Origin of the sequence: Falsihalocynthiibacter sp. CO-5D18, assembly GCF_041205445.1 — a bacterium.
GTDB lineage: Bacteria > Pseudomonadota > Alphaproteobacteria > Rhodobacterales > Rhodobacteraceae > Falsihalocynthiibacter > Falsihalocynthiibacter arcticus.
On sequence record NZ_JBGFCF010000006.1, the window covers coordinates 224,266 to 238,760 of the forward strand.

The following is a 14,495-nucleotide window of genomic DNA, read 5'->3' on the forward strand; positions in this document are numbered from 1 at the left end:
TTAGCTGTCCTGCCGAGGGCTGTAAGGAATGAATTGCGCTACTATCGCAAGGAATTCTTGCTGTTCCTTTACCATGAGATATTAAGGGGGCGATAAAGAAACACAAGAATACACTGTTTTAGGAGAAACCTCTTGGATTTTGACCACCTTAACCTCGTTTTTCGCCGTCTGGCGCTCGAAGCGGGCGACAAAATTATGGAAATCTACAATTCAGACGATTTTGAGGTTAAAACCAAATCGGACGACAGCCCAGTGACCGAAGCCGACGAAGCGGCGGACGCAATTATTTCCGCAGGTATTCGCGCGGAATTTCCGGATGTGACGCTCGTGACGGAGGAGCAAGCGGACTCCCATGCACAGAAAGCGGACACTTTCATTATTGTGGACCCCCTCGATGGCACAAAAGAATTCGTCCTTCGCCGTGGTGATTTCACGGTAAATATTGCCTATGTTGTTGACGGGAAACCCATTCGCGGCGTTGTCTATGCCCCCGCGAAAAACCGGCTATTCTATACCGGTGCTGATGGGAAATCCGTGGAAGAAACGGGTGACTTCGCCAAGGATAAAGTGGGGCCAACTAAGGCAATATCCGTCTCTAACCCTAACAATTCTGGCTTGATGATCGTTGCCTCCAAATCGCACCGTGATCAGGCGACTGAGGATTACATCAACAAATACGCCATCAAAGACAGCAAGAGCGCGGGGTCGTCGCTTAAGTTCTGTTTGATCGCAACAGGCGAAGCTGACCTTTACCCCCGCGTTGGCCGCACGATGGAGTGGGACACAGCGGCAGGCCATGCTGTTTTGCTCGGCGCAGGGGGCGATGTTGTTCGTTTCGATGACCACACCCCATTGACCTATGGCAAAGCAGAATACGCCAATCCGTTTTTTATTGCCTATGCACCGGGCGTCACGTTGAAAAAGGCTTAAATGAGCACACCCGCCGCAAGCATTATTATCGTCAGCCGCGAGCGCCCCAAGGCTCTCGCGCGCTGTCTTTTGGGGGTTTCTCAACTTAACCACCCAGATTTCGAGGTGATCGTCGTGGCGGACGTGGCTGGGCTGGATGTTGTGGCTGACCTCCCGTTTAGCGCGCAGATTAAGACAGCGTTTTTTGACGAAGCCAATATTTCCCAAGCCCGCAACTTGGGGCTCGCGATGGCCGCCGGAGAGATTGTTGCCTTTATCGATGACGATGCGGTTCCCGAACCGAGTTGGCTGATGCGCCTAACCGAACCATTCGGGGATCCAAATGTGGCCGCCGCCGGAGGCTATGTTCGGGCGCGCAACGGCATTTCGTTTCAGTGGCGCGCGAGCAGTGTTGATACCGCTGGGCGCACGCGCCCTCTGCGGGTCCCAAGTCGGAACCCTATGGTTTTTTCTCCGCCCGAGTGTCAGGCCGTAAAAACCGAGGGTACAAACTGTGCGTTTCGGCGAGATATATTGATGAAAATGGGCGGGTTTGACCCTGTTTTTGCGTTCTACCTGGATGAAACTGACGTGAATATGCGCTTGGCTATTGCGGGTCGATCCACGGCAATCGTTCCACTTGCGCAGGTCCACCATGGGTACCTTCCTTCCAAGCGTCGCAATAGCGAGCGGGTGCCGAAATCTCTGTTCGATATTGGCCGGTCGATTGCGCTGTTTCATCGCAAATATGCCGATCAAGTTGATGCGCAAATGGCGTGGCGTGTGGAGCGTATTGAGCAACGAAAGCGTCTCCTTCGGTTTATGCAAAGCGGCGCGCTAGAGCCAAGTGATGTGCTTGGCTTGATGCGGTCTTTGGAGGCGGGGCATCAATCCGGTTCGAATGCAAAACTGATTTCGCTTCCGGAATTGCCGACCAACGGCGCGGTTTTCGAAAAATTCATGCAGACCCCGTATAACCATCACGTGCTTTCGGGTCGTATTTGGCAAAGAAAACGCCTCCGTAAACAAGCAAAAATTCTTGTATCGGCCAAGAATAGGGTCACATTGGTGGTTCTCAGTCCAACTTCCCTTTTCCACCGTATTACCTTTACCGAAGACGGGTTTTGGGAGCAAAACGGAGGGATTTTCGGCAAGTCGAACCGAAACCAGCCGTACTTCCAAATTTATGGTTTTCGCAGTCGGGTTAGGGACGAGGTAGCGCGCAGCAATCAGTTTCGCGCTTTTTGAGTGACATATATTCCGAGTGGGGAATTTGTGGGTCCTATGGATGCAAAACTGTGTTATCACGCCCCGAATGATGTAGAGGTACATTCCTTTTTTACTTTTAAGCGGTTAAAGTAAGGCCAGCTCGTTTGGCATGAGTGACTGTTTAAAACAATTTTCTGAGTTGAATATGAAACGTAAAGTTACAAAAGCAATCTTCCCTGTAGCAGGACTGGGGACACGGTTTCTTCCGGCGACGAAATCGGTGCCAAAGGAGATCATGACTTTGGTCGACCGTCCGCTGATCCAATATGCAATTGATGAAGCACGTGCTGCGGGGATTAAAGAGTTTATTTTTGTGACGTCGCGCGGCAAAGGCGCTCTGGAAGACTATTTCGACCACGCTCCGCAGCTCGAAAATGAATTGCGCAAGAAGGGCAAAGACGAACTTCTTGAGGTGCTAAAAGACACTAACATGGAGAGCGGCGCGATTGCCTACATCCGTCAACACAAGTCGATGGGGCTTGGACATGCTGTTTGGTGCGCGCGTCGCCTTGTGTCGAACGAGCCTATTGCGGTCATTCTTCCCGACGATGTTATCGCCGCCGAAACCCCTTGTTTGCAGCAGATGGTCGAGGCCTACGAAGAAACGGGCGGATGCATGGTTGCGGCTATGGAGGTACCGCCGGAGAAAACGTCGTCTTATGGGATTTTGGACATATTGGATGACAAAGGTCAGCTCGTTTCGGCTAAGGGGATGGTGGAAAAACCCCCTCTAGGAGAAGAGCCGTCAAACCTTGCCGTTATTGGGCGTTATATTATCACCCCAGATGTTTTGCGAACTTTGAACAAGATGAAGCAGGGTGCGGGCGGTGAAGTGCAACTTACGGACGCGATCGCCGAAGAAATCACCCATGGGCGAGATGTCCATGGGTTTCGCTTCAAGGGGGAGCGATTTGATTGCGGCTCTAAAGCAGGGTTTCTGCAAGCTACGGTCGCGTTCGGTCTTGCCCGCGAAGATTTGCGCGATGAATTGTTGGCCTACATTACGTCGATGATGGCCCGTCGCAAAGCTGCTCAGTTAGGGGCGGTTGGATGACAAATGTTTTGGTCACGGGCGGTGCTGGCTATATTGGCTCGCACGCGTGCAAAGCATTGAAAGCCGCAGGCTATAATCCCGTAACCTTTGATAATCTGTGCACGGGGTGGGAAGACGCCGTTAAATTCGGGCCATTTGAACGCGGAGAATTGACGGATAGGGCCGCGTTAGACAGTGTTTTCGCGCGCTATAACCCCATTGCCGTCATGCATTTCGCCGCGCTTTCTCAAGTTGGCGAGAGCATGTCTGACCCTGGAAAATATTGGCACAACAATGTCGCGGGCAGCTTGGTATTGATCGAAGCGACAGTCGCGGCAGGCTGCAAGAATTTCGTATTTTCATCCACCTGCGCAACCTACGGCGAGCAAGACGACGTAACTCTCGATGAAAATTGCCCGCAAGTCCCGATTAATGCGTATGGCGCGAGTAAACGAGCAATTGAAGATATTCTTGCTAACTTCGGGGCAAGTTACGGGTTGAACCATGTCATTTTCCGCTATTTCAATGTTGCAGGGGCGGACCCCGAGGGCGAAGTTGGGGAGTTCCATCAGCCAGAGACACACCTCGTACCGCTGATGCTCGATGCGATCGACGGAAAGCGGGACGCTTTGACTGTTTTTGGGACTGATTATGATACGCCGGACGGCACCTGCATTCGCGATTACGTTCACGTTTGCGACCTTGTTGACGCGCATGTTTTGGGTCTTAAGTGGCTGGAAGACGAAAAGGGTAATCGCGTTTTCAATCTTGGAACGGGTGTGGGATTTTCTGTGCGGGAGGTGATCTCGAACTCAAAAATGGTCACCAATCGCGAAGTCCCTTTTTTCGAGGGACCGCGACGGGCGGGGGACTGCACGAAGCTTGTTTCTGGCAGTGTTAGAGCCGAAAAAGAACTTGGATGGACCCCGACGAGGTCAACTTTGGAGGCGATGATTACTGATGCTTGGCGTTGGCACCAAAACGGACACTACACGAAATAATCCTCCTGCAAGATTGCTCGACTTATCTCGTCTCGTGAGCCGTGTAGGGCGTGGGCCACTGACAGGGGTGGATCGTGTCGAAATGGCCTATTTGCATGCATTATTGCGTGATCCGATACCGCTCTTTTCCCTCATACGAATTTCGGGTGGCTTTACCCTCCTAAGCGAGGAGGGCACGCTTGAACTTCTCTCTCGGATGACTGGAAAAACGCCTTGGGGGCGGCACGATCTAAAGAGTCTGTTTCGGTTCAAACAAAGCCCTATTCAGCTGCGCGTGCAGTCAGATTGTCGACGCTTGGCCGTCGCATCCGCCAAGGACGTGCGCCGTTTGGTCGATGTTTTACCGCGTGGGTTTTCCTATTTGAATGTGGGGCACAGCAACATCAGTGATGTGGTGTTTCGCGCTATACAAGCAAACGGCGGACAAATTTCTGTACTCGTTCACGATACAATTCCTTTGGATTATCCAGAATTTCAAAGGGATGGTAGTGTTGAGAAATTCAAACAAAAAATGACCCGCGTGTCGTTGTTTGCCGACCTCGTGATTTTTAATTCCGAGCAAAGCAAATTGGACGCGACACGGCATTTTTCAAAAATGGGTAGAGTGCCTGAATCTATCGTAGCGCATTTGGGGCTTACGACACCCACGCCCGCAGAGGGCGCGCTTCCGCCGGAAATCGACCCCAATAAGGGATATTTCGTGACGGTTGGCACCATTGAGCCTAGAAAAAACCACGCCCTACTGCTGGACATATGGGAAGGGTTGGAAAATAAAACGAATTCGCCGCAATTGGTCATTATCGGGGCGCGCGGCTGGAAAAACGAAGCAGTGTTCAAACGACTGGATTTAAAGCCGAGAAACGTGGTCGAGTTTAATAATTTGTCGGATCGGGCCGTTGCCCAGATTTTGGAGCGGTCAGCGGGCATGCTCTTCCCCTCCATTGCTGAAGGCTATGGGCTTCCTCCAGCGGAGGCCATTCTTCAGCAAACCCCCGTTATTTGCGGAGATTTGCCGGTCTATCGCGAGTTTTTGGGTGATATACCCATTTACGCAGACACTTCAGATCGCTATTTATGGGAGCTAGCGATACAAAAACTTGCGCGTAGAAAGCGAGAAAAAACAGCGTTACAATTTGATCTAAAAAAAATGCCCACATGGGAGGCGCATTTCAATAAGGTCTTAAAGGTCGCGTGATATTGATTTGCAGGTAAGACAAACACTTGTGATGTTTTGGGGAACGTATTGGGCATAGCTACATCATATCGATTGCGTGTTGAGCGCAAAAGGTGGCGCTTGAGGGCGATGCGCAAAAAGAACGAACTGCGCAGTGTTGTGGATCGCACCGCGCTCATAAAACCTGGCGATATCCTGTCTTTCTCGACAATACGAAACGAGAAAATCCGCCTGTCCTATTTTTTGCGTTATTACAGAAACATGGGTGTGAACCACTTTTTCTTTGTTGATAACGATAGCGATGATGGATCCCGTGAGTTTCTTGCCGATCAGCCGGACGTTTCGGTATGGACCACAAAGCACAGTTACAAACGGTCGCGTTTTGGCGTTGATTGGCTGAATCATCTACAAATGAAATACGCGCACGGCCATTGGAGTCTTGTGGTCGATGTTGATGAGTTTCTAGTTTTCCCATTTTGCGATTCCCGCTCCATAAGTGCCCTTACGGATTGGCTTGACGCATCCTCGGTGAAGAGTTTTTCCGCAACGTTGCTAGACATGTATCCTAAGGGACGCATCGACGCCGTTCCGTATCGCTCTGGTCAAGACCCGTTTGAAATTGCGAGCTGGTTTGACAGTGGGAATTACACCTACAAAAAGAACAGCCAGTATGGAAACCTGTGGATTCAGGGGGGGCCGAGGGCACGGTGTTTCTTCCCCGATGCGCCGGAACGCGCGCCTGCGTTAAATAAAATTCCTCTTGTGAAATGGGACAAGAAATACGCCTACAAAAGCAGTAGTCACATGCTTTTGCCGCGCGGGCTAAACCTCGTTTACGACGAATGGGGTGGGGAGAAGGCGAGCGGTTGCCTGATGCACGCGAAGTTCTTGGACACGTTTGGCTCGAAGGCGAGCGAAGAACTTCAGCGCAAACAGCATTACGCCAATAGTCATGAGTACAAAGCTTACGCCGCCAATCTAGCGAAAGATCCCGACCTTTGGTGCAAATGGAGTGAGAAATTCATCAACTGGAGGCAGCTCGAAATTTTGGGTTTGATGTCGAAGGGGAACTGGGCATGAGCGTTGGCATTGTCATGCTTGTTCACGACGACCTGCACCGCGCAGCCCAACTTGCTCGCCATTGGCAGGCCAGCGATTGTCCCGTCGTTATTCACGTTGATAAGTCGGTCGGACAGGAGGGCTATAAGAGTCTCGTGCGGGCTTTGGCGGACCTTGAAGACGTTATGTTTTGTGAACGACATCGGTGCGAATGGGGGCGGTGGTCGTTGGTTGCTGCGTCCCAAACCGCGTCGGAAATGATGCTCGCGAATTTTCCGGAAGTTCGCCATGTATATCTTGCGTCTGGATCATGCCTCCCACTTCGGCCCGTAAGTGAGTTGGTAGACTATTTAAAAGAGCGACCGCGAACGGATTTCATCGAAAGCGCAACCACTGACGATGTCCCATGGACCGTCGGCGGGTTGGATAAAGAGCGGTTTACCCTGCGGTTTCCCTTCTCTTGGAAACACAATCGTCGCGCCTTTGATAAGTACGTTAAGATTCAGCGGCTCCTAAGGTTCAAACGCCGCGTTCCCCTCGGGTTGGTACCACATATGGGGTCTCAGTGGTGGTGCCTAACACGTCAGACACTCTCAGCAATTTTGGAAGATCCAGATCGTGAAAAATATGATCGCTACTTTAAACGGGTTTGGATTCCGGACGAAAGTTACTATCAGACGCTTGCACGTATTTATTCATCTAATATTGAAAGCCGGTCTCTCACACTTTCTAAGTTTGATTTTCAGGGCAAGCCACACATTTTTTATGACGATCACCTACAGCTTTTGCGCCGCTCTGATTGTTTTGTGGCACGGAAAATATGGGCAAAGGCGAACAAGCTTTATGACGCGCTCCTCACGGATTCAGAACATGCGATGAAGGTCGCCGAACCAAACCCAGGTAAAATTGACCGTATTTTCTCCAAAGCAGTGGAGCGTCGCACGCAGGGGCGTGCCGGCCTTGTGATGCAAAGTCGACTTCCAAACGAGGGCTGGGAAAACGGTGTCACTGCAGCCCAATATACTATTTTGGAGGGGTTTTCGGACCTCTTTCTGGACTTTGAGGATTGGATGGCGCGGGCGACTGGTGCGCGTGTCCACGGGCACCTTTTCGGACCTGAACGCGTTGAATATGCGGGGCGCGAGAGAGCCTTTGCGGGATGCCTCTCTGATAGTGCAGAGCTTCGGGATTACGCGCCAGCAGATTTTCTGCGAAACCTGCTTTGGAATACACGGGGTGAACGGCAGGTTTTTCAATTCGGCCCGCGCGATTCTCAGGACATCAGTTGGTTCCTTGCCCGTGACCCAAACGCGAGTGTTACCGTGATTTCCGGAGCATGGTCGGTGCCCTTGTTTAACTCGAATCTGAACTTTTCTGAAATCCGCAAAGTCTCTGCGGAGCAACAGAAAATTGAGGCCGATCATTTGGATATTCTGCGGTCATATTACACGAAGGCGCGCGTTCATATCTATACGATGGCGGATTTTATTCAGTCACCCATGGAGCCGTTGCAAATGATCATTGATGACATAGGATCGCGCTCAAACCGGCGCCTTACAGAGGCGCCACGTATGGTCGATTTGACTGGATTTAGCCAGTTCTTGCAAAACTTGAAAAACCAGGGGATGCACCCCTATTTGATGGGGGATTTCCCCTCTGGGAATGATCCTCGCCATAGCGCTGCGGCCACGCGCAAGCCTTACCTGGTGAAATAGAGCCTTATGAATAGCAATTTTGACTATTTCGTTGTCTTGGCGGAAATGCGAACTGGGTCGAATTTCCTAGAGACGAACATCAATGCCTATGACGGCCTTACCTGTGTTGGCGAGGCCTTCAATCCGCATTTTATCGGGTACCCGAACAGGGATGAGCTGCTCGGTATGTCCCTCGCTGAGCGTGAGCGGGATCCATTAGGGCTTCTCCATAAAATCGTCGACGCCCCCGGTCTGGCGGGGTTTAGGTTTTTCCACGACCATGATCCACGGGTTATCGATCCAATCTTGCAGGACCAAAAATGTGCAAAGATCATTCTGACGCGCAATCCGGTGGAAAGTTACATCAGTTGGAAAATTGCCAAGGCCACAGGTCAGTGGAAACTCACGAATGTCACCCATCACAAAACGGCCAAGATAAAATTTGATGCCACTGACTTTACAGTCTTCCTCGGTCGACTGAAAAGTTTTCAACTGCGCATACTTCATGCACTTCAGGCAACTGGCCAGACAGCGTTTTATATTGGATATGAAGATATTCGTGATTTGGATGTCATAAATGGGTTGGCTAAGTTTCTGGGCATTAAACAGGAATTGGCAGGGCTTTCTAAAAACTTGAAAAAGCAGAACCCGAGCCCACTGCTGGAAAAAGTCTCTAATCCAAGAGAAATGGAATGCGCGCTGCAATCGATGGATCATTTCGGACTTTCTCGCACCCCAAACTTTGAGCCCATTCGCGGTGCGAGCGTGAATCGGTATGTCATAGCGAATGGTATTCCGCTTCTCTTTATGCCGATGCCATCTGGGCCCAATACGCGGGTCAGAAATTGGCTCACAGAGCTTGGGAACGGGGTTTTGGAAGAGAAATTTACCCAAAAGGGCCTTCGCCAGTGGAAGCGCGAAAACGTGGGTCATCGTAGTTTTACGGTTTTGCGCCATCCCGTAGCCCGAGCGCACGCAGCGTTTTGTCGGACGATTTTAAACTCGGGGCCCGGTTCGTTTCCGCAAATTCGAAAAACACTGAAGCGTGTCCACAATGTGCCTATTCCGGATGATATCAATGCGCCCGCATATAACCGAAACGAACACAGGGCGGCCTTCTTAAGTTTTCTTAAGTTTTTGAAGGCAAATCTCTCTGGGCAAACGGCTCTCCGCAATGACATGGCGTGGTCAAGTCAGGCGTCGATTGTTCAGGGTTTCGGAGTTTTTGCGGCACCTGATATGGTGTTGCGCGAAGACACATTGGAAACGGATTTAGAGTTCCTTGCATTCAGAGTTGGCGTCGAAAACCCTGAATGCAACCCAGAAAGGGAGGATTCTCCCTATTCGTTGGACGATATCTATGATTCAGAAATCGAAACCGCTGCGCAGGAGGCCTATCAGCGCGACTATATGACGTTTGGGTTTTCAGCTTGGCGCGACTAAGCCGCGCGAGCGGGCTGAAGCTCGGTCAAAACGGCATGCAGCGTGGCCGGATCGTCATTTGCGCGCAATTTCTCGCAAATTTTTGCATCACGCATCGTCCGCGAAACAAGCGCCAACGCCTTAAGGTGTTCAACACCCGAGTCGATTGGCGCAAAGAGAGCGAAAACCAAATCAACAGGCTGCCGGTCGACTGAGTCAAAATCGAGGCGACGATCGAGGCGCAAGAAAACCCCTACAACCGAATCCAGACCCCTTAGGCGAGCATGTGGAAGGGCGACGCCGTGTCCAACTCCTGTTGGTCCGAGACTTTCCCGTTCCTGCAACGCATCAACCGCTTCGTTTGCGGGGAAGGCATAGATAGAATGCCCAACCTCTCCCAACTCTTGGAAGAGGCGTTTTTTGCTAGTAACATTTGCGATTACTTTCACCGCTTCAGGCTTAAGTATTCTTGATAAATCCATTTTTGTCACTTCTGCTCGGGACGTCGTCTAGGTGATTTCCTAGCTCGTTGTTGTGGGGTCTATCCAGCCTACGTTACCATCTTCTCGCCGATAAACCACATTTACGCCACTGTTTCCTTCATTTCGAAACACCAGAACGGGAGTTCCCGAAAGTTCCATTTGCATGACCGCCTCCCCTACCGAGAGAGACGCGATTTTCGTCTCCATTTCGGCAATGATCATCGGTTGCAGGTCTTCCGGTTCCAGTTCTTCTGATGCTTCTGATCCGGCGAGGATATACGTGGAAGCGGAGGAAAGTTCAACAGGCTGTGTTCTGACCCGGTGATGATCCTTTAAACGACGCTTATAGCGTCGTAATTGCTTCTCTAATTTCTCACCGCATGAATCAAAAGCGGCATAGATTTCATGGGCATGCCCCCTAGCGGTCGCAGTTAGGCCTGTTGAGAGATGTACCGTGGATTCGCAAACATATTCGTTTGCGCTTTTGGAAAATACGATCAGAGCATCGGTCGGACGTTCAGCGTATTTTTTTACAATTTCGCCGATTTCAGATTTGACATGGGTTTGAAGAGCTTCACCGATATCGATTTGTTTTCCACTAATTTGGTACTGCATTTATCCTCCAAGGTTCGAAAATTGGATGCTTCAGCCTAGAATCTAGACCGTTACGTTCGAGTAAAGAATGGTAGCGTGATGCAAGGTGCGCCATAGGCACTTGTTTTTCGGCTGTATCTTGGCGCCAAAGCCCAAAGGATGGGGGGTTCTTCATACATCCCATACATTGGGCGCCTAATTCGTTTAAGTGTCAATAGGGGTGTGAGGGAAAGCGGCAGCATTCCGCACAAACCCTTGATTCGTTAAGGTTTAGTTAAGAGGCGCGGAAGTCTTTCCCGAGGTAAACGCGCCGCACATTATCGTCGCGTACAACGTCATCTGGTGTGCCACTCATCAAAACTTTCCCGTCGTGAAGAATATAGGCGCGGTCAACAATTTCGAGAGTTTCGCGCACATTATGGTCGGTGATGAGCACGCCAATGTTACGGTCCTTCAACTTACTGACGAGTTCTCGGATTTCCCCCACGGCGATAGGGTCAACACCGGCAAAGGGTTCGTCCAAAAGGAGAAATTCAGGAGAGGCCGCGAGGCAGCGCGCAATTTCGACACGGCGACGTTCGCCGCCCGACAGCGACAAGGCGGGGGCGCGCCGCAGGTGGCCAATAGAGAATTCGTTAAGGAGTTCCTCGAGGCGTTCGCGGCGTTTATGGGAATTTTTGACCGAGATTTCGAGAATCGCGAGAATGTTGTCTTCGACACTGAGCCCCCGAAAAATCGAGTTTTCTTGTGGTAGATAGCCGATCCCCATTTTTGCACGGCGGTACATAGGGAGGAGCGTTATCTCAACCCCGTCGACCATGACTTGGCCGCCTTCCGGCGTCACTAGGCCCGCGATGGAATAGAAACACGTCGTTTTGCCCGAGCCATTGGGTCCCAAAAGCGCGATAACTTCGCCCCGTGCAAGCTCCATCGACACATCCCGAATGACGGTTTTGCGACGATAGCTTTTGCGCAAATTGCGGATCGACAGGCCGTGGTCGCGGCTTTCAGAGGCGAGCGTGAGATTTGGGGGAGTGGCCATACTCTAGTTTTCCGGCTGTAAGATTGTTTTGACGCGGCCAGTCATTTGGGCACGCCCCGTATTGAGATCAACCACCATTTGTGTTGACGACAGCGCGTTATTTCCCTGAGTTAGGATCACATTCCCGCTCATGGTGATTTCTGCATTATCTATCGAATAGACCGCTTCGTCTGCCTCTGCGGCCTCGGGGCCGTTCACCAGTACCACACCGCCGCTTGCAACCATGCGGCTGATTTTTCCGCCAGTTTGATCCGCACCCGTCTTGTATTCCACAACAACTTTGCTCGCGTTCAGGCGCATCTCGCCTTGGCCGATGACCACGTTGCCAACGAATGTGGCGTTGCCCGTCTCTTGATCGACTTCGAGAGCATCGGAAATAACTTCGACGGGAAGGCTCGCGTTGTGTTCATAGCCCCCAAAAGGAATTTGGGTGCCTTGGGCGAAAGTTGAACCAGCAAAGCCAATCAGTAAGAAGATCGCTAGAATAGCGCGCATGTAAATCACCCCGAGTTAACCTTTCGGATCGTATATCAGTTTTACGCCGTCTTTGAAAACCAGAAGATAGTTCTCATTACGTCGAACGAGTTCCATGGATCCAGCGGTGATTTTCCCCCCAGGGCCAACGGCAGAAATCGGCACTGTTGAGGAAAAACGCGCGTCGGATATGGACGCGTCGACTTGCTCGGACCTCACAACATATCCAACTGAACTCACGACACGAACGTTCCCCTCAAGGCGGGCGCTTTGAGTGTCGGTATTTATGACCCCAGTTTCGGACTCAAGAGTAACGATGGCCCCCTCTGGTAACTCGAACTCTGCGTTAAAGCCTTCGGTGGTGATCGTGCTGCGGTCGCCGTTTGGTTGCGGTTTTGCAGAGTTGGCTGAGATTGAGATGGTCGTCCCGTCGCGGGTAATCCCTGAATAGTTGGGGGCCGTGATCCCTTTTTCCCGCGCGAGTTCCTCGACGTTTACTTTCGCGAAAGGGATTGCATTGCCAGGATCAATAGGGCGCGCCAGCAAAAACACGGTCGACAGGAGGGCGAGCGCGAGCAAAGGCAAAGTGATTTTTGCCCAGAAGATGAATATTGAGTATGTATTATTTTTCATTGCTCTTCATCGTGCTCGTTTTTTCCTGCGTTACCACAAGTGATATAGGGAGGAATACACGCTGCGGCCAGTGGCCTAGTGGGAAAAGATGTCTTGATCCGGCCAGCCAGCGAGATCCAAGAGGGCACGTTGCGGTAGAAAATCAAAGCAAGCTTGGGCCAATTCTGCGCGCCCTTCGCGCTCAAGGTTCTTGTTCAATTTGTTGCGCAGGCGATGCAGATACAAAACATCCGAGGCAGCATAGGCGATTTGCGCGTCCGTAAGTTTCGGCGCCCCCCAATCGCTTGATTGCTGTTGTTTGGATACGTCGACGTTCAACAATTCCTGAAGCAGATTTTTAAGGCCGTGACGGTCTGTATATGTACGCACCAGCTTTGAGGCGATTTTTGTACAGTATACTGGTGCTGCCAGAGCGCCAAAGGCGTTGTGCATCGCAGCAATATCAAATCGTCCAAAGTGAAACAGTTTAAGAACGTCTGGGTCGGTCAGAACCTTGCACAGATTTGGTGCTTCGGTTTGGCCCAAGGCGACCTGCACCAAATGCGCGTTTCCGTCGCCCCCTGACAGTTGTACCAAACAAAGACGGTCACGGTGTGGATGCAATCCCATGGCCTCACAATCAATCGCCACCACGGGTCCAAGGTCGAGTCCGCCGGGAAGATCGTTTTGGTATAGGTGATTTGTCATGTTTTCCCGTCCGGTGTTTGCGTGGCGTTGTGGCGACTTAGGAGGATTATCGACCTGTCGGCAAGGGAAAACCAAATGCCGCGGTCTGTCGGGGGTGGTTAGGATTGCTTTGTTTCAGGCATTGCTGATACTTCACAAAGGACGCGTGAATTTACGGAAAGAGATGACATGACGTTCGTGACCCAAGGATTTACAACGTGAGCAGTTTTATTCCCAGCCGTAAAACAGCCCGCGATTTTCGGGACGCACTGGGCCTCTTTGGTACGGGCGTTACGATTGTGACCGTTGCGACTCCGCAAGGGGCCATGGGGATCACGGCAAATAGTTTCGCGTCCGTTTCGCTTGATCCGCCTCTTGTACTGTGGTCGCCAGCCAACGCCTCCAAGCGTGCAGTGCATTTCATTCATGCTGAGCACTACGCCATCCATATTCTCGCCAAGGATCAGCAGGAGTTAAGTGGACGGTTTGCCAAGACCCCACATGCCTTTGAGCCGCACCTATATAGTGAGTGCAAAAATGGCGTGCCCCTCATAGAGGGATGCCTTGCTCGATTTGAGTGTCGGCGCCACGCGATACATGAAGGAGGCGATCATACGATCGTTGTGGGCGAGGTCGAACGTGTGAATGTTGGCGCTGGTGCTCCACTCCTTTTCCATGGCGGGCATTTCGGTACGATCCTCCCCGACGCGTAGCCATTTGGGCAGTTGTAGCTCATTTGCATAGTATGAATCAGTTGAGTCGGGGTCGACCCGCCACTTCAAACCCACGACTCGATTAAAATATGGGGATTGGGGGTGGCTGTGACCCAATTTTCGCGAAGATCACGTAGATTAGCCAGTTTTAGCTCACGCCAGGTATCCGGTAAGTTGTTGTTATAATTTAATTTTCATAATAAAGCATGGTTTTTATGACTTTTTCATAAAAAGGGGTTGCGGGTCTTGGTGGGTGGGACTAGAACCCCTCTACCGGCGGCGCAGAGATGCTCCACTGGGTCACTGGACGGGTCGAGAGGCCAGACGGTG

The 14,495-nt window shown here is 51.3% G+C and carries 15 protein-coding genes; 9 read left to right on the forward strand and 6 right to left on the reverse strand.

Annotated elements, in window-relative coordinates; genetic code table 11:
* Positions 1-132 precede the first annotated feature (132 nt).
* The 8 genes from cysQ (at position 133) to AB9F27_RS10645 (ending at position 9,582) form a co-directional block, all read left to right on the forward strand.
* Positions 133-930, forward strand: coding sequence for a 3'(2'),5'-bisphosphate nucleotidase CysQ (cysQ, locus tag AB9F27_RS10610; RefSeq protein ID WP_335583885.1), 798 nt, complete (start codon positions 133-135; stop codon positions 928-930).
* On the forward strand, positions 931-2,157 hold the full coding sequence (locus tag AB9F27_RS10615) for a glycosyltransferase family 2 protein (protein ID WP_335583884.1): 1,227 nt from the start codon (positions 931-933) through the stop codon (positions 2,155-2,157).
* A 166-nt stretch (positions 2,158-2,323) separates the two neighbouring features.
* Positions 2,324-3,232, forward strand: coding sequence for a UTP--glucose-1-phosphate uridylyltransferase (locus tag AB9F27_RS10620; protein ID WP_335583883.1), 909 nt, complete (start codon positions 2,324-2,326; stop codon positions 3,230-3,232).
* Positions 3,229-4,212 (forward strand): UDP-glucose 4-epimerase GalE, encoded by a 984-nt coding sequence (galE, locus tag AB9F27_RS10625; protein ID WP_335583882.1) that lies wholly within the window; start codon positions 3,229-3,231, stop codon positions 4,210-4,212. Before AB9F27_RS10620 ends, galE begins: the two co-directional genes overlap by 4 nt.
* An 82-nt stretch (positions 4,213-4,294) precedes the next feature.
* On the forward strand, positions 4,295-5,407 hold the full coding sequence (locus AB9F27_RS10630) for a glycosyltransferase (protein WP_369757710.1): 1,113 nt from the start codon (positions 4,295-4,297) through the stop codon (positions 5,405-5,407).
* Positions 5,408-5,515: 108 nt separating this feature from the next.
* Positions 5,516-6,466, forward strand: coding sequence for a glycosyltransferase family 2 protein (locus AB9F27_RS10635; protein WP_369757711.1), 951 nt, complete (start codon positions 5,516-5,518; stop codon positions 6,464-6,466).
* Entirely contained in the window at positions 6,463-8,160 is a 1,698-nt protein-coding gene (locus AB9F27_RS10640; RefSeq protein WP_335586929.1) for a beta-1,6-N-acetylglucosaminyltransferase, read from the forward strand. The genes AB9F27_RS10635 and AB9F27_RS10640 overlap by 4 nt, the downstream gene beginning before the upstream one ends.
* Before the next feature lie 6 nt (positions 8,161-8,166).
* Positions 8,167-9,582 (forward strand): nodulation protein NodH, encoded by a 1,416-nt coding sequence (locus AB9F27_RS10645; RefSeq protein WP_335586930.1) that lies wholly within the window; start codon positions 8,167-8,169, stop codon positions 9,580-9,582.
* Here AB9F27_RS10645 and AB9F27_RS10650 read toward each other — a convergent pair.
* From AB9F27_RS10650 to AB9F27_RS10675, 6 genes are all read right to left on the reverse strand, one after another.
* Entirely contained in the window at positions 9,579-10,043 is a 465-nt protein-coding gene (locus AB9F27_RS10650) for a PTS sugar transporter subunit IIA (RefSeq protein WP_039002921.1), read from the reverse strand. The genes AB9F27_RS10645 and AB9F27_RS10650 overlap by 4 nt on opposite strands.
* Before the next feature lie 39 nt (positions 10,044-10,082).
* Entirely contained in the window at positions 10,083-10,658 is a 576-nt protein-coding gene (hpf, locus tag AB9F27_RS10655; RefSeq protein ID WP_039002812.1) for a ribosome hibernation-promoting factor, HPF/YfiA family, read from the reverse strand.
* Positions 10,659-10,911: 253 nt separating this feature from the next.
* On the reverse strand, positions 10,912-11,679 hold the full coding sequence (gene lptB / locus AB9F27_RS10660) for an LPS export ABC transporter ATP-binding protein (protein ID WP_335586931.1): 768 nt from the start codon (positions 11,677-11,679) through the stop codon (positions 10,912-10,914).
* 3 nt (positions 11,680-11,682) lie between these two features.
* The gene (locus AB9F27_RS10665) at positions 11,683-12,174 is read right to left on the reverse strand and encodes an LptA/OstA family protein (protein ID WP_335586932.1); all 492 of its coding nucleotides are present in this window, start codon (positions 12,172-12,174) and stop codon (positions 11,683-11,685) included.
* A gap of 15 nt (positions 12,175-12,189) precedes the next feature.
* Positions 12,190-12,786, reverse strand: a complete 597-nt coding sequence (gene lptC / locus AB9F27_RS10670) for an LPS export ABC transporter periplasmic protein LptC (protein ID WP_335586933.1) — start codon at positions 12,784-12,786, stop codon at positions 12,190-12,192.
* Between the two features lie 75 nt (positions 12,787-12,861).
* The gene (locus AB9F27_RS10675; RefSeq protein WP_335586934.1) at positions 12,862-13,473 is read right to left on the reverse strand and encodes a ribonuclease H-like domain-containing protein; all 612 of its coding nucleotides are present in this window, start codon (positions 13,471-13,473) and stop codon (positions 12,862-12,864) included.
* Between the two features lie 197 nt (positions 13,474-13,670).
* Here AB9F27_RS10675 and AB9F27_RS10680 point away from each other — a divergent pair, with 197 nt between their 5' ends.
* On the forward strand, positions 13,671-14,165 hold the full coding sequence (locus AB9F27_RS10680) for a flavin reductase family protein (protein WP_335586935.1): 495 nt from the start codon (positions 13,671-13,673) through the stop codon (positions 14,163-14,165).
* The last annotated feature ends 330 nt before the right edge of the window (positions 14,166-14,495 follow it).

Coding starts and splice junctions, on each gene's coding strand:
- lptB (WP_335586931.1), bottom strand. CDS start 11,679: ATGGCCACTCCCCCAAATCTCACGCTCGCCTCTGAAAGCCGCGACCAC.
- AB9F27_RS10665 (WP_335586932.1), bottom strand. CDS start 12,174: ATGCGCGCTATTCTAGCGATCTTCTTACTGATTGGCTTTGCTGGTTCA.
- AB9F27_RS10640 (WP_335586929.1), top strand. CDS start 6,463: ATGAGCGTTGGCATTGTCATGCTTGTTCACGACGACCTGCACCGCGCA.
- AB9F27_RS10650 (WP_039002921.1), bottom strand. CDS start 10,043: ATGGATTTATCAAGAATACTTAAGCCTGAAGCGGTGAAAGTAATCGCA.
- AB9F27_RS10645 (WP_335586930.1), top strand. CDS start 8,167: ATGAATAGCAATTTTGACTATTTCGTTGTCTTGGCGGAAATGCGAACT.
- AB9F27_RS10620 (WP_335583883.1), top strand. CDS start 2,324: ATGAAACGTAAAGTTACAAAAGCAATCTTCCCTGTAGCAGGACTGGGG.
- galE (WP_335583882.1), top strand. CDS start 3,229: ATGACAAATGTTTTGGTCACGGGCGGTGCTGGCTATATTGGCTCGCAC.
- AB9F27_RS10615 (WP_335583884.1), top strand. CDS start 931: ATGAGCACACCCGCCGCAAGCATTATTATCGTCAGCCGCGAGCGCCCC.
- AB9F27_RS10635 (WP_369757711.1), top strand. CDS start 5,516: ATGCGCAAAAAGAACGAACTGCGCAGTGTTGTGGATCGCACCGCGCTC.
- hpf (WP_039002812.1), bottom strand. CDS start 10,658: ATGCAGTACCAAATTAGTGGAAAACAAATCGATATCGGTGAAGCTCTT.
- AB9F27_RS10675 (WP_335586934.1), bottom strand. CDS start 13,473: ATGACAAATCACCTATACCAAAACGATCTTCCCGGCGGACTCGACCTT.
- lptC (WP_335586933.1), bottom strand. CDS start 12,786: ATGAAAAATAATACATACTCAATATTCATCTTCTGGGCAAAAATCACT.
- AB9F27_RS10630 (WP_369757710.1), top strand. CDS start 4,295: ATGGCCTATTTGCATGCATTATTGCGTGATCCGATACCGCTCTTTTCC.